This is a genomic window from Jiella avicenniae (assembly GCF_021390325.1).
Classification (GTDB): Bacteria; Pseudomonadota; Alphaproteobacteria; order Rhizobiales; family Rhizobiaceae; genus Jiella; species Jiella avicenniae.
In genome coordinates this window covers 239,722-254,981 of sequence record NZ_JAJUWU010000007.1, presented here as the reverse complement: position 1 = coordinate 254,981, position 15,260 = coordinate 239,722, and the positions used below count along the sequence as shown (strand labels likewise).

The window sequence follows — 15,260 nt, the reverse complement described above, 5'->3', positions numbered from 1 at the left end:
ACACGCATGGCCCGCCGCACACCGACCGACCTGTCCGCATTTCCGGCCCTCACCATCGAGGGTAATCTGATCGCGGCCGCGATGGTCGCCAAGCTCGTCCGCTTCGAGGCCGGCGACCAGAAGCCCGAGGACTACGGCGCACCGAAGGGCGAACAGCTGCGCGACGAGATCGCCCGCTATTTCCGCATCGGTCAGCGCCACTGGCAGGATTTCTCCCGGGCCGAAAATCCGTCCATGGCCGCGACCGTTCGCTTCGCCGAGAGCTTCATGCGCGAGGTCTTCGGCTTCTCGGACCTGAAGCATGGCACGCTTCCGGTCGCGCTTGCCGCAGGCGAAGGGCGCGTGCCGATCACCGTCGTCCCGCGCTCGGACGCCCTCGACCGCGCCTCCGACACGCTCTCCGTCGACCGCAAGCGTTCGGCGGCTCTCGCCCTTCAGGACGTCCTCAACGGCGACGACGATGCGCTTTGGGGCCTTGCTCTCAACGGCGACACGCTGCGTCTGATGCGCGACAACGCCTCCTTCACCCGGCCTGCCTATGTCGAGGCAGATCTCACCCACATTTTTCGCGATGAGGATCTCGCTTCTTTCTCCGCCCTCTGGCTGCTGATCCAGCGCACCCGCTTCGGCAAAGCCGGGTCGCCGGTCACGGACTGCGCGCTGGAGCGGTGGCGCGAACAGGGCGGCAAGGAGGGCGAGGCCGCCCGCGAGCGCCTGGCGGGTCAGGTCCAGGACGCCCTGCGCGAACTCGGCACCGGCTTCCTTGCGGAGAACCCCGCCCTGCGCGAACGCTTGCAGACAGGCGCCCTCTCCTACACCGAATTCTTCAACGAGCTGTTGCGGCTCATCTACCGGCTGATCTTCCTGATGGTCGCCGAGGATCGAGGGCTTCTCCACCCCCACGACGCCAAGGACACCGCGCGCGAACTCTATGCCCGGGGCTATTCCATGGCCCACCTGCGCGACCGCGCCGTCCGCCGCTCGGCCTATGACCGCTATCACGACCGCTTCGAGGGCATGAAGGTCGTCTTCGCGGCGTTGTCCCGCGGCGAGCCCATGCTCGGCCTGCCGGCCCTTGGGGGCCTGTTCGAGCGCGGGCTGATGCCGGATCTCCGCGAGGCCAAGCTGCCGAACCGCGCCTTCATGGCGGCGATCCACAAGCTCGGCTGGCTGACCTCGCAGCACAAGAGCGGCGGCGTCGTGCCGGTCAACTGGCGGGCGATGGAGACCGAGGAACTCGGCTCGGTCTATGAGAGCCTCCTCGAACTCCAGCCCCAGCCCGGGCCGGACGGGCGCAGCCTGCAATTTGCCGGCACCGCGGCCGAGCAGAAGGGCAACCAGCGCAAGACGACGGGCAGCTATTATACGCCCGACAGCCTCGTCCAGGCGCTGCTCGACACCGCGCTCGATCCCGTCCTCGACCGCACCGAGGCGGAGGCCGACAATCCGGCCGAGGCACTCCTGTCGCTGACCGTCATCGATCCGGCCTGCGGCTCCGGCCATTTCCTGCTTGCCGCCGCGCGGCGCATCGCGACCCGGCTCGCCCGCCACCGGGCGGAGGGAACGCCGTCGGCCGCCGATTATCGCCATGCCATGCGCGACGTCGCCCGCCGCGTCATCCACGGTGTCGACCGCAACGAGATGGCGGTGGAGCTGACCAAGGTGGCGCTGTGGATCGAGACCGTCGATCCCGGCTATCCGCTCGGCTATTTCGACGCGCAGATCCGCCCTGGCGACTCGCTGCTCGGCGTCTTTGCCTTCGAGGATCTGGCCAGGGACATTCCGGACGCCGCCTACAAGGCCCTCGCCGGCGACGACAAGACGGTCGCGAGCTACTACGCCAAGCGCAACAAGGCCGAGACCAGGGCCAAGCAGGGCACGCTCGATTTCGAGCGCGGCGGCGGGCAGATGCCGGCGGCGCCGGTGCTGGCGAAACAGGGCCTTGCGCTGCGCGCGCTGCCCGAAAACAGCCTCGCCGACATCCGAAAGCGCCGCGAGCGCTATGCGGAACTGCGCAGCGGTGCAGACTGGCTGCGGCTGAAGACAGCCTGCGATCTCTATGTCGCGGCCTTCCTGGCACCGAAGACCGGCGCCCTGCCGGCGAACGAGGCGGCGGTGACGATCCCGACGACCGGGCATCTGCGCCAGGCGCTCGCCGGCCGGCAGCTTTATGGGCCCCTTATTGCCGAAGCGGACAGGCTCGCTTATACGGCAAAGGCCTTCCACTGGCCGCTGGAGTTTCCGGACGTGATGGCGCCGAAGGGCGAGACGCCCGCCGGCTTCGACGTGGTTCTCGGCAATCCGCCCTGGGAGCGGATCAAGCTGCAGGAGCAGGAGTTCTTCGCGGCCCGCTCGCCGGAGATCGCCGGCGCGCCGAACAAGGCCGCACGCGAGACGCTGATCAAGGCGCTGGAGCAGGCGGAGCCCGAGACGCCAGAGCGCAAGCTCTTCGACGCCTTCACATTCGCCAAGCGGGAGGCGGAAGCGGTCTCGACCTTCGTACGCGTGCCAGGCGAGGATGGCGGGCGCTTTCCGCTCACCGGGCGCGGTGACGTCAATACCTATGCGCTCTTTGCCGAACTCTTCGCGCGGCTGTCGGAGGGCAAGGGCCGCGCCGGCGTCATCGTGCCGACGGGCATTGCGACTGATGCGACGACCGCGCCGTTTTTTGAGAGTATTGTCTCAAACTGCCGACTCGTGTCGCTATTTGATTTTGAAAATAGACTTGGGATATTCCCGGCAGTTCATCGGACCACAAAATTTTCTTTGCTCACTGTAGGCGTTGGGTCCCTAAGCGCAGAATTTGCATTTTTTATTACTGAGACTGCAGATCTGAGCGATCGAGCAAAGATCTTCGAGATAAGCGCTGCATCAATTTCTCGCATGAACCCAAATACAAAAACGGCACCAGTTTTTCGCTCTAAAGTGGACGCCTTAGTCACTGCGAAGATATATGATAATTCAGATGTCTTAGTGCACGATGGAATTGAAAATGGCGATCCGTGGGGTATCAAATTTCTTCGCCACTTCGACATGTCTAACGATTCATCGCTCTTCAAGAACGCTGAAATTTTGAAATCAGAAGGCTTTCACCTAAGTGGAATTGAGTGGATTTACGAAGGAAACTCAGAATCCGTGCGGTTTCTTCCATTGTATGAAGCGAAGATGTGCGATTTGTACAATCACCGTGCGGCTGGGTACTCAGCCGACCAAATTGAAAGAGGCTACCGTGTTCTGCCCGACACGGATTTAGCCTCCTACGCTGATCGCAAATTTAACCCCTTGCCCTTTTACTGGGTCGAGTGGGAGATCGCCGTCTCTCGAATGCCCATTTCGACGACGCCTTATCTCCTTGGTTTTCGGGACATATCTACAAGCATTACGGAAAGGAGCTTCATTCCAACGCTTATTCCATTGTCTGCAGTCGGAAATAGTATGCCGCTTATATTTTGCGAAAACGCAAATAAATTTACGTTACTAGGACTTTATGCCAATCTGTCGTCGATCGTATTCGATTACGTGGCGCGGCAGAAAATGGGAAGACTACATTTTAACTACTTCATTGTAAAGCAACTGCCAGTCAAGGATCAGGAATTCTACACTGAATCCCGCCGCGCCTTCATCACGCCCCGCGTACTCGAACTCACCTACACCTCCTGGTCCATGCAGCCTTTCGCAAAAGACCTCGGCTATGACGGCGAGCCTTTCGTCTGGGAAGAGGACCGCCGGGCGCTGCTCCGCGCCGAACTCGATGCCTTTTACGCCGCTGCCTATGGCCTGACCCGCGACGAGCTGCGCTACGTGCTCGACCCGGCCGACGTGAAGGGGCCTGACTACCCCTCCGAGACCTTTCGCGTCTTGAAGAACCGCGAGATGCGCGAGTATGGCGAATACCGCACCCGCCGCCTCGTACTCGAAGCCTGGGATCGCTTCACTAAGGACGGCACCTTCGCGAGCCTCGACCTTAACCCCGCCGAGCCCGTGCCCGATTTGGCACCGCAAGCGACGCTGCCCGAGCGGGCCGACGATGCGGCGGCCTGATTCGTGGCCGTGCCCCAAGGATCAGCCGAGGACGCGCCGGAGGCTCTCGCCCCGCCCTACAACCTCGAAACGCCGCCGAGCCCGGCGGTCGAGTATGAGTGCGGGGACGCCACCTACCGCAGCGGCTTCCGCCTGCCGGCCGGGCGCGAGGGTGCTTGGCTCGCCTATGACAGCGCCGACTTTCCGGGTCGGCTCTGGCTTGCCGCCGAGAACACCCATGGCCGCTTCTACGCCGCTCTGGCCTCCCCCGGGATCACCGCCGAGATCGGCTGGCCAAGCGTGGACATGGCGGGGCCGGGGCTCAAGCGCTACGCCTTCCGCCATCTCACCGCGCTGATGTACGGGCTGAAGCGGGTCTACGAGCTCGGCGTCTCGCTTCCCGACACGCCGCTGGACCAGTTCCGCAAGGCGGCGAAAGACCTGCCGCGAACGACGGAAGCCGAGCGCCTCGTCGTCCAGCGCGTCGGACAGGACGTCTTCCGCGAGGCGTTGATGGCCCACTGGTCGCGCCGCTGCGCCGTGACCGATGTCGAACACCCGCGGCTCCTGCGCGCCAGCCACATCATCCCTTGGGCCGAATGCGGCGACGAAGAGCGGCTCGACGTCCATAACGGCCTGCTGCTGGCTGCCCATATCGACGCCGCTTTCGACGCCCATCTGATCGGCTTCGATGAGCATGGAAAAATCCGCTTCTCGCCGCGCCTAACCGAAACGGACGGCACCCGCCTCGGCCTCGATCCGACGATGCGCCTGCGCCGGACGGAGCCAAAGACCACCGAACGCCTCGCGCGGCACCTGGAGCGGGTGATGGCGCAAAGCGAACCCGATGGGAAGGCAGCCGGCGCGGCCGGCATCATCCGCTAAGAACTGGTTGCAAGAACGCATTGTCTGCAGGCTCCTGATCGGGAGTCTGGCCGGCGCTTGCTTCCCCGACCAGCAGACGCCGAAGCCGCATCAGCATGCCGGCGCCGTTCGCCACATCGATGCTCGCCGTCTCCAGGATCGTATCCTGCCCGGTGATGCGATAACGCCCGTGGACCGTGTCTTCGGCACCCAGCCCCGTATGGTGGGGGTAGAGCAGCGTCAGGCGCGGTGCGCCGTAAAGCTGGGCATAGGCCATCATCTGATAGACATCGCCCTGCGACACGCCCTGCTTGGGATCGTCGATCCGCGAGGATATCCGCTTCCACTTGGTGTCGATGACGTGGACGACTCGTGTCCCGTGGCGGATCAGGATGTCCGGCTTGGTCTGGAATAGGCCGCGTTCGCTATTCTCTACACTCAGGCAGGAAAGGCGACCGCCCTGCAGGGAAACCGTCAGCTCGGTCCCCGCCAGTGCGCGAACGATCAGCCGCCCGACATACTCTTCGAACAACGCGTTCATCTCGAACAGCATGGCGGTGCCTTCGCCCCGTCCTCCTGTCGTCGTCTGATAGCGGTCGTTAAGGAAGAGCCGCGCCATGGCGAACAGCTCCTTCCACGATCGGTTGGTGCGGTCGATGACGACCTGATCCCACCGCAACGCGGACACCGGGATATCGGCGATGTCGGAATAAACGAAGGCGAGCTCGCGCAGGCGTTTCTGGTTGGCGCTGCGCCGCGAGAGGCGAGACAGATGCAACACGGCTGCCTTCATGATCCGGTTCAGCGGCATGTCGTCGGACAGTAGATCGAAATGGCAGGCAAGCCGCGACGGGTTGACCGCATGCTGGGTGAATTGGCGGGTCACGTCGAGCTGACCACGCAAGGTCGGCAAGTCGTCGTCGCAGCCCACATATCGGCGCGGCATGCCCTTGCGCAGGGCTTCGGTCAGCTTGTCGCAAAAAATGCAGACCAGGATTTCCAGCAGGGTTTCACGCTGCCAGGCGAGATCGGTAATGACGCCGAGATCGATCTTCAGATCGAGCGCGACGGCCAGCATATGCACCAGGCGCTTGCGGATCGCCGCATTCTGGCGATCGGTCGTCTCGCCGGGTGCCGCATCGATCTTCGGCAGGATCTCCAGGCTTGCATCGCCCGCCGCGAGGATCCCGACCACGCCGCCGGCGCGCAAGGCGTGCCGGCCATGTTCGAGCACCCCGCTGCCGCCGCGCCCGGCAAAGCTCGAGCGGGCGGCGAGCCCCGCCAGCCGGTCGGCATGGTGAACCGCGATCTGCCCCTCGCCCTCGCCATGGGCGAGCTTGTCCCATTCACGAAGCGTATAGGCCGGCATCAGGCCGAGAAGTCCGAGAAATCGAAAGCGTCCTTCACGCTCCAGCGCAGCTTGTCCCCACCCAGTTCATCATCGGCGAAGCCGGCTGGTGCCACCAACCGTTTGGCTTCGAGGAAATGCGAACCTCTGGTCCCATCGCCATCGCCGAGCACTGCGGCGACCTTCGACCAGTCTTCATAGAAATACTCCGCCAGCAGCGGAATGACTTTATGGCGCATGACGTCTTCGACATCGGCCCGTGTGGTGCAGCCCGTAAAGTAGGCGTGGCCGATCTGGTGTTCGCGATCGAAGAGATATTCGATCCGCTCGTTTAGAGTTTGCAGCAGCTTGCATATATCGATCCCGTCGAGATTGGTGGCATCGAGCTGGCGAGCCGCCATCGCTTGGCGAAGTTCTTCGACGTCTGGCATCAGTTCGCGGAAGGTAAAGCGGCGGCGCAGGGCCGTGTCGAGCAGCGCGATAGAACGATCCGCCGTGTTCATCGTGCCAATGATGTGGAGGTTGGCCGGCACGCCGAAACTCGTTCCCGAATAGGGAAGCCGGACCCTGACCTCGTTCTTGCAGCCAAGCCGCTTGTCGACCTCGAGCAGGGTGATTAGCTCACCGAAGACCTTGGAGATGTTGGCCCGGTTTATCTCGTCGATGATCAAGACATGTGGCCGTGCACTAGACATCGGCAGCTCGGCATTCGGATCGATTACCACTGCTTCGACCGCGTCCCAGTCGATCTGACTCGGATCAAGTCGATAGGCCGATTGGCGGCGGAAGTTGCGGCTGTAAAAAGGCGCGCGTTTAGCTCCATCGTCGTTACGCCAAATCCATTCGACCTTCCGCCGATGCGGGTGGAATTCAGCGTCGCTGTCAAAATAGTATTCGCCACTCACGCGGCCGAATGCGCGATAGCTGTCACGACCGTCAGAGATGACCACATAGTCACCGATCTGCAGGCCAGATCGGAAGGCGTACAGCACTTCGATATTGGGATCCTTGCCGGATGCTTGAGCGTCCTTTTGCTCGTTCCATGTCTTGCGGATCTCTTCGAAATCGTCGAAGCGTTCGTCGGACCAGTTGATATCGCCACCCCAGCCGAGATGGATTAGACCGCTGTCCAGGCCTTCACGGATGCGGTCTTCCTGGCTGTCGCGTTGGCCGAGCGCGATCTTGTAGATCGAGCGTGAGCGGTCGAGCCGCTTAGCTGGCGCGTCGCCGGTGTCGAGCCGTGCTTTCTCGCTGATGACCTTGAATACGCCGTCATGGGGATCGAGGCTGAAACCGCCTGAAGTGCTGGCGTCCTCATCGTCGCCTTCTTGATTGGCTGTCGTCGTTGGACGTAGCCCCTCGACAAAATCCTCGTAGGAAAAGGACTGGTGAAAGGTGACGAACTCGATCCGGCCTTCCTTCGCGAGCCGGTGGTACTCGGTCATCAGGTCATGTCGGTCACCCCGCAGCGGTTCGGCCGCGGCGTCGCCCAGGCAAAGGCGCACCGCCTCCCAGGCCGTGGCGTAGGTCTTGCCGGTTCCCGGCGGGCCGTAGAGGATGAGGTTGGTGGTGTTCGCCATTTCGATAGCGGGTTCAAAGGTCATAGTCTCTTGCCCTTCCGCCGAGGCGAGCTGATAGGTGAAGACGGTGGTAATGCTGGGATTGGGCAATGTATGCGTCGGCCGCGACACCTGGGCATCTCGCTGGAATTCCTCGCTCCCGAGCGCGCTACAGATCGCTGGATGACGATCGTGCAGAGCCATATCGCGCCCAAGGTCGCCGGCGCGGATCGCGACCTCCGCTGCACCTTTCTCGCGAGCCGGTGCGACATAGTAGTTGCGAGCGCACGACCGGATACGATCAGCTCCCCGAACGAGGAATTCGCGATCCGGGATCGGGCGGGGACGGTCAGCGTGATCGGTTATGATGTACCCGGAGTTATGAAGACGGGCGGCCGGCCCGCTTGGCCTGTTCCATCCCCCGTGAATGTCGGTGTGACCGAGGAGATAGGCGACGATCGGCTTCGTCGGATAAACTCGGTTCGGACGATCCTTGGTCGACCTCACCCAAAGATCGCGGGGCTCTCCGAAACTACCGAAGATGGCGGCGTGCTCGCCTGACTCGGGATAGCCGTCAAAGGCGTCCATTGCCGCCTCGATCGCGTCGCGCGAAAAGGCTTCCACATCCTCCTCCTTGTAGTTATGGACGACCCAAAGCGCGCTTTGCACATCGATCATGTCGCGTGGCGCCAGCCCCTGAGCCGCGAAAGCGCGGCGCACCGCCTCCATGAAGCGCCATTCGTCGCGATAGGTGTCAGCCATCGACGTATGATCGGGGAACCGACTGCCCACAGCTTCCAGCCAGAGATCCTGGCGCACGGAATGGCGGATATAGATGCCCGCGTCGGGGGCGAGATGGAGGAACAGGAATTCGCCGATCTGGCGGGCTGCATCCGGCTTGGCATCCGGGACGGATGCGATCCAGACGTTTGCAAAGGCTTCGAGAGCCACAGGGTGACCGTCTGCTGCACCAAGTGCCGCATTGAGGAGCTCGCGCAAGGCCGGCCAGAGCCTTTCGCGATCGGCATCGCCCTTAGGCGACATCGGCCAATAGGTGCGCCACTGCAGCAGATTGCTTTTGCCGAGGGCGGTGTTGACAGCATCAGCCAGCTCCTGATCGGATCTGGACTGCGTGACCGCGGTCTTCAGTTCGACTGCAACGTCAAGCTTATAGCTCCGCTCGGCCTCGTCGAACTGCGGATCGGGTCGATCGAAACCATCGAGGGCGGGGAAGAAATGGCGCAGCCGCTCGATCCAGCGCACGACCGCCGCCGGATCGAGAACCAAGGCATTGTCGAATTCCAATAACGCCCCCAGCAGTCTTCGCAGGGCCTCCGCGTTCTCGATCCGCAAGACGAAGCAGTCAGCGTCGCCAAAGGACCAGTCGCGGCTGAGGGCGGAATGCCGCCCGCCGTCCTTCATGCCACTCTGATACGGCCGCAGTTCGCCGACGAAGCCGTTCGCCTCGGCGCGATCGAACCACTTTACGTGGAGAAAGACGTTGACCGGGTTCTGAATTTCCCAAAGGAGGCGCTTACCCGCGCTGAATTCAAAGGAAGCCATTTTCTTGGTGACGCCATCACCCGGGCGGAGACCCGAGCCGCGAAACACGTCGAAAAGCGCCCGGCGCAGCGGCAGAGGCCGGTCACGGTCATTTTCATCGAGGCGAGCCTCGAAATTCTCCCACATTCAAATGTCTCCAAACTCAGGCAACTCGCTACGCTCATGCACCAGTCGCGTCTGTTCGACCGCTTGAACCCGTCTTACGATTTCGGTGAAAATTACGAACGACACTTCTGACGGCAGTGCCCATCGGCCTTGGAACACCTGCTACGCCCCGTTCGGGCAACTTCGGCGTGAATAGCCTGCTGGGCTGTCAAGGATCCAAAGCAATCGGAAGACGTGGCATTAACCGTGTTAGCAACGCCTCGCCGCGGCGACTAGACTTTGCGCCGCCCGTGTCCCACGTTGTCATTATCGGTCGCAATCCCGCGTCCGACTATAGGTGATGTCGCAGGCGTCCGCTCGGAGCGGCCGCCGGCATGGATTGCAGTCCCGCCAGCGACCTGACCACAACTGACCTGTATGAGAGGATCAGCATGGCTAAGTGCCTTTTGGCGCGCACGGACGAACCGTGCAAGCGTAATTTCACCTTCTATCCCTGCATCGACGGTTCGGAGGTCGCACACTCCGACAGCGTGGCCTCGTCCCCGGACACCATTGTCGGTCCGGCGAGCGATCCCGGCGCGCGAGACGTGGACACATTCATGTCCAACGATAGCGTCCGTACCCCCCACGACCTCGCAAACGGCCTCAGCCGCAGTTCGCGCATCCAGCCGGAATGGCCGGAGATCGGCACGCGCGTCGTCGCCGGGCGCCCTTACGTCACCGGCCTCGGTCCGATCCGGCGGATCGACGAGATCGACGATCTTCCTGAGGACATGAAGCGGTGGTTGATGGGCACGGCGCAGGACGCGCACGGCGGCGGCGACAGCGCTTCTTCCTCCACCGACGCGCGCTCCTTGGTCTCCGGTGACAATCCGGACATGCGCGACCTGTCCCAGAGGGGACAGCACTGCACCGCCCGTCTTCAGCTCCGCGACGACGAAGATTCCGCGGTGGAGCAGCACCTCGCAGAACCTGCTGAGGTCAGCGTACCGGCTTTGCCGTCGGCGGCCTACGGTCCGGTCTTTTCTCCAGAGGAGATCCGCGATAGCCGGCAGCTCTTGTGCCGCCTCGATCTTTCGCGGACTTGCGACGCCGCGGGGAACCGTATGCTCGACCTCGATCGCGCCACGTGTCCGACGCGTGACGAGTACTTGTCCGCGCTCTGCGCCAAGCTCTCGGCAATCGGCCTTGTCCGCCTCGTCGATACGGCCTCCGGCCTGACGGTCACGCGGACACGCCCGTAAGGCCGTGCGGCGAGGATCAAACCACCCCTTGGGCTTCCGATCCCCCAAGCCGCAAATCCAAGCGAAGGCAATCGGGCTTTCGCTGAAGTAGCTTGCGCTGCTCACGGACGCCGTCCGCGACCCGACCCCGGTCGCCGCTTCCCACCTCAACAGACACAGCTCCCGCACGATCGCGACCGATTGTGCGAACGGGCGTGGTCTATCTCCTATTCCCTTAGAGTCCGGCCTCGCCGGCAGGAGTTCCTATGGCTCGTACGCACAAATCCTCGTCTTCCCGCTCCCATCGTTTCGCCGATCGCGATCGCGAGGCTCAAACCAGTCAGACCGACGGGACCGGCCACTCCCGCGTCGATCCTTGCGCCCCCTTCAACGCCGGGCCTTTCCGGCACTGTGCCGTGCCCGGCAACGCTGGGACGGATCCGGTCGTGGCCTTCGTCGAAACGACCGCACTCGAGATCGTCAATGCCGCGATCGCGGTGGGTGAAAGCCTCGGTCCCGATCCCATGCTCGGCGAGATGTCGTCTCTGGCGAGCATGCTGCGCTCGGTCATCAGCCGCGTCGGAAAGGTGATCCCGGACGTGATCGCCGAAGTCCTGCGTCAGGATCCGGCGCTGACCGTGCTGCGCGAGTATCCGTTGCCGATGACACAAGCCGCGACCGAGCTCGTCACGGCAAACAGGCGGAATGTCGTGGCAACCCTGCCGCACGACCTGCACGTGATCGGGACATGGGCCGCTGATCTCGTCGTCATCGACGAGACCACGCGACACGCGTCAATCCATGAGGTCAAGCGTGGTGGCTGCGTTTTCTCCGGGACGCGTTGCGCGGAGACCATCAACCGCCTGCGTATCGTCGCCCTCACCGCAAGGCGAGCACTACTGGCCGCAGGCTATGACGTCGCGAGCGTCTCTGTAAGCGTCATCGATCGCTACGGAAAAACCGGCCACGAGCCGACCATGACCGTGGGGCCCGACGAGATCGACGCAGCATTCGGTGTCCCCTCCCGACGCTTTCTCGACCACCTTGATGAGACCGTCCGCGCCGCGCTCCTCCACCGGATGGGACCGGCGATCCGCCAGCTTGCCGCAACGCTCTCTCCTGACACCGGCCCGACGGACGTGGACGAAGGTGACGACCGCGATGGGGGCGCATCGAGCGGCGCCGCCGTTGATCAGGATCGCAAGACTACGGGACGGGACGCTTGCAACGCAGGGCTTTCATTACCTCCCGTCGATCTCTCGCGCTTCATCGGCATCGCCGAGCGCCGACGCCAGAGCGGCCTGCGCCGCATGCACTAGCAAGGCGTCAAAGCGCCGGTCCACGCACAGCGCTTTCCACGACCTCTGCCCCACGATCCGGCATTCGCTGCCGGATCGTGAAGCCGTCCTGGCGGTCGATCCCGGCATTTCTATTCGAAGGGAAACCGGACCAAGCCCGATCGCCTCTGGCGCCCGCCCAGACCAGCCTCTTTTCGTCATTGGAACACACGAAATGACCAGCAGATACAACAACGACGGCGAACCCGACCATGTGCGTGCGGCCGATCGCAACGCGCATACGCGTCTCACCTCGCGCGGCCCGGCCACTGCGGAGACCTTCGAGCAGGACTTCGACGACGATCGCCCGACCGCAGATATTCTCGCCTTCGATCCAGCCACCATCATCGGTGCAGCCATTCGCCTCTGCCACCTCGGCGTCCTCTCGCCGGGCGAACACTGGCGCCTGATCCGATACGTCGCGGGCTATGCGGACGAAGGCGATCCGACCGCCCGGCTTGTCCTCGACTACCTGCGTGTGGACTCGGACGCCGATTTGGCTTCGTCCGATACGGCCGGAAGCAGCGTCAAGGAGGAGCAGTGATGCCTACACCATATCAGGCACCCGGCATCCTTCTTGGCGCCGAGGCCGAAGATCGGCGGACGCTCCAGAACCTCGTCGATGATCTCCACCGGTACGCCGCGGAGCGTGGTCCGACGCCCGAAGAACTCGCCGCGGCGCCGCTCATCTCCGATGTCGTTCTCGTCGCCGATCCTGTCGCGGTTCGACTGGCCGGGATCGTAACCGGGCATCCGCTCGTGGGACCGGGTAGGGCTGTGACCTCGCGGATTTACGCCATCGATCCGCAAGCTCGATGGGTTCGGTCGTATTCCCGACTGTGGCGCGTCGACGGCTTGTGCTTCGATCAGTTCGGCGCATCCCTTAATTGCAGCGTCCACTCATCCGGCGTTGACAGGTAACCGTGCGGCCATGGCGACATTGTCCGTCCGCCATCACGTCGTTTTTCATCTGACATGCAGCGCACCAGCCGTGCGGTCGACCAATAGGCTGCGCGAACCGCAGAGCTAGCGAAATCACTGACCGCCCGGGCCATTAACGCTCGCCCGACAGGTCGGGACCGAGGTCCGCCATACACGGCGAAGCCGAATATCAAAGCGAAGGAGCCGTTTTGAGTAAGTTTTCTCGCATTTCCAAGCGTTCGGTCGGATTGGACGATCTCTCCATTGATCTATCCGAGACGACGAAGCCCATCGTGAAGGCCGATCCACGCACGGCACCCGCACAGTGGCTTTGCGAAAGGGCGCTTCAGCCGCTGTCGGACTTCGCCGCGCAGCACGAACGCACCGGGCGCAAGATCTGCGCGATCGTCAAGCTCGACAGCGAGTGGGTCGACGCGGCTGGTGCCGCAACGACCTCGCTCCTTGGTCAGAACCTCGAAATTCGCACCGCGCAGGACCTGCGAGCGCACCGGGCGAATTCCGCGTCCATCCTGAGGAGACTTTCTTGGTCTCACGTCGTGATTTTCGAAGACGGCGGAGAGGCGACCGGCGGCCTTGCAGCGCTACTCGCTGACGTTCGGATTGATCTGTGTCCGCTGGAGCATCTAGAGGCCCTGTTGCAGGCGATCTGGCCAAGCCAACCGCGCCCGCTCCGACCAATGCGGATCGATCCTGCGTTTCTCCCGATCGCGGTCAGCCGCGCTTCAACCCCCGCTGACGCCGTGGCTTGGCTGCGGCGCCTGCGCGTGGCGCGTTGGCTCGAAGAAAGACAACATAATCGCGCAGATCGAGAAAGGGCCGCGCGTGAAGCCCGGTCGTCGCGGGCATCCTCCGCGACGACCTGGCGGACGCCGTCTGTCATCGAGCCGCTCCATCCCACCGAGCCCCATCTGTCCACGACACATGGCTATGGCGATGCGGCTACATGGGGTCTCGATCTCGCTAGGGATATCGAAGCTTATAAGGCGGGCCGGCTCGATTGGGACGATGTCGATCGCGGAGCGCTGCTAGTTGGTCCACCTGGGGCCGGAAAAACACGGTTTGCAACTGCTCTCGCTGCGACCTGCGGGGTCCCTTTGATAGCGACGTCTTATGCCCAATGGCAGGCGTCGGGTGAAGCGCATATGGGCACGCTGATCAAGGCGATGCGGGCCAGCTTCGACAAGGCCGTCGAGATCGCGCCGTGCATCCTGTTCGTCGATGAGATCGACTCAATGCCGAGCCGCAATGCATATCCCGGATCCGACCATGCTGCTTGGTTCCGCCCGATCGTGAATGCTTTTTTGGAGTGTGCGGACGGTAGTCTGCGAACCTCAGGCGTGGTCTTGATCGGCGCCTGCAATGACGATCGCGGACTCGATCCAGCAGTCATGCGCTCTGGGCGCCTGGATCGGAGATTCTTCATCGGCATGCCCGATACCGAGGCGCTCGGCGGGATCCTGCGAGACTATGTCCCCGACGCCGACGAATCAGAAATAGGCAGGGTCGCAACCGCGCTTGCCGGCACCCTGACCGGTGCCGATGTCGCCCGGATCGCACGTGACGCGAACAGGATCGCGCGACGCGAGGGGCGTTCTGTCACGGCACGCGATCTTCTTGACCTCGCCCTGCCTCCTGAGAACCGCAGTCCTGCTATCGTGTGGCGTATCGCTGTTCATGAATCCGGACACGCCATCGCGATGATGCTCGCGGGCATTTTGCCGGAGTGCCTGTCGCTCGTAGCACGAGATGGTATCGCGGGATCCGTGCTCTACGCCAGGGGCTCCGACGAAGCCTGCCTTACGGACTTCGAACGCCAGCTCCTGCCGCTCCTTTGTGGCCGAGCCGCAGAAGAAATCATTCTGGGGGTGCCGTCCGCCGGAGCACACGGCGATCTCGATGCGGCGGCGACAATCCTTCGAAAAATCGAAGGAACTTTCGGGCTCGGGGCATTTCTCGCGCCGGGCGCCTCCGAACGCGGGACCATCGAGGCACGCCTCCGGCGTCTTTACGGAGAAGCGACGATTCTGGTCCTCAAGAATCGAGACGCCATCCTCTCGCTCGCGAGCCTAGCTATTGAGACGAGGGTGCTTCCAAAAGAGACACTCCGGTGGTTCGCGGCCGGAAAGGGCTTTCTCTGCACCTGACCTTCTGCCTCACGAAAGGACAGTGATGCAAACAGCATCAGCGGATCGCGCGCGTTTTGATCCCAGCTCGACGTCTCGGTCGTAGATCGACCACACTCTCGAAGAGGACGAAAGACGCTCTCTGCACAGGACCAAGGGAGAAAAAAATCCACTAC

General features: G+C 63.0%; 9 protein-coding genes. 7 read left to right on the top strand and 2 right to left on the bottom strand.

Annotated features, from left to right (window positions below):
* The first annotated feature begins 6 nt into the window (after positions 1-6).
* On the top strand, positions 7-4,041 hold the full coding sequence (locus LZD57_RS08900) for an Eco57I restriction-modification methylase domain-containing protein (RefSeq protein ID WP_233719253.1): 4,035 nt from the start codon (positions 7-9) through the stop codon (positions 4,039-4,041).
* Between the two features lie 9 nt (positions 4,042-4,050).
* Positions 4,051-4,905, top strand: coding sequence for an HNH endonuclease (locus LZD57_RS24145; RefSeq protein ID WP_233719252.1), 855 nt, complete (start codon positions 4,051-4,053; stop codon positions 4,903-4,905).
* On the opposite strand, the gene LZD57_RS08890 is transcribed toward LZD57_RS24145, so the two are convergent.
* Both LZD57_RS08890 and LZD57_RS08885 read right to left on the bottom strand, forming a co-directional pair.
* Positions 4,895-6,253 carry an McrC family protein gene (locus LZD57_RS08890; RefSeq protein WP_233719251.1) on the bottom strand — a complete coding sequence of 453 codons (1,359 nt, stop codon included), beginning with the start codon at positions 6,251-6,253 and terminating at the stop codon, positions 4,895-4,897. The genes LZD57_RS24145 and LZD57_RS08890 overlap by 11 nt on opposite strands.
* Entirely contained in the window at positions 6,253-9,480 is a 3,228-nt protein-coding gene (locus tag LZD57_RS08885) for an AAA family ATPase (protein WP_233719250.1), read from the bottom strand. The genes LZD57_RS08890 and LZD57_RS08885 overlap by 1 nt, the downstream gene beginning before the upstream one ends.
* Before the next feature lie 410 nt (positions 9,481-9,890).
* Between LZD57_RS08885 and LZD57_RS08880 the strand changes: the two genes are divergently transcribed.
* From LZD57_RS08880 to LZD57_RS08860, 5 genes are all read left to right on the top strand, one after another.
* Positions 9,891-10,703 (top strand): hypothetical protein, encoded by an 813-nt coding sequence (locus LZD57_RS08880; protein ID WP_233719249.1) that lies wholly within the window; start codon positions 9,891-9,893, stop codon positions 10,701-10,703.
* Positions 10,704-11,128: 425 nt separating this feature from the next.
* Positions 11,129-12,001 (top strand): hypothetical protein, encoded by an 873-nt coding sequence (locus tag LZD57_RS08875; RefSeq protein ID WP_233719248.1) that lies wholly within the window; start codon positions 11,129-11,131, stop codon positions 11,999-12,001.
* Positions 12,002-12,194: 193 nt separating this feature from the next.
* Positions 12,195-12,563, top strand: a complete 369-nt coding sequence (locus LZD57_RS08870) for a hypothetical protein (RefSeq protein ID WP_233719247.1) — start codon at positions 12,195-12,197, stop codon at positions 12,561-12,563.
* Positions 12,563-12,940, top strand: coding sequence for a DUF6634 family protein (locus LZD57_RS08865; protein WP_233719246.1), 378 nt, complete (start codon positions 12,563-12,565; stop codon positions 12,938-12,940). Before LZD57_RS08870 ends, LZD57_RS08865 begins: the two co-directional genes overlap by 1 nt.
* A gap of 209 nt (positions 12,941-13,149) precedes the next feature.
* Positions 13,150-15,105: an AAA family ATPase gene (locus LZD57_RS08860; protein ID WP_233719245.1), complete on the top strand. Its 1,956-nt coding sequence runs from the start codon at positions 13,150-13,152 to the stop codon at positions 15,103-15,105.
* Positions 15,106-15,260 lie beyond the last annotated feature (155 nt).

Coding starts and splice junctions, on each gene's coding strand:
- LZD57_RS08900 (WP_233719253.1), top strand. CDS start 7: ATGGCCCGCCGCACACCGACCGACCTGTCCGCATTTCCGGCCCTCACC.
- LZD57_RS08890 (WP_233719251.1), bottom strand. CDS start 6,253: ATGCCGGCCTATACGCTTCGTGAATGGGACAAGCTCGCCCATGGCGAG.
- LZD57_RS08885 (WP_233719250.1), bottom strand. CDS start 9,480: ATGTGGGAGAATTTCGAGGCTCGCCTCGATGAAAATGACCGTGACCGG.
- LZD57_RS08880 (WP_233719249.1), top strand. CDS start 9,891: ATGGCTAAGTGCCTTTTGGCGCGCACGGACGAACCGTGCAAGCGTAAT.
- LZD57_RS08870 (WP_233719247.1), top strand. CDS start 12,195: ATGACCAGCAGATACAACAACGACGGCGAACCCGACCATGTGCGTGCG.
- LZD57_RS08865 (WP_233719246.1), top strand. CDS start 12,563: ATGCCTACACCATATCAGGCACCCGGCATCCTTCTTGGCGCCGAGGCC.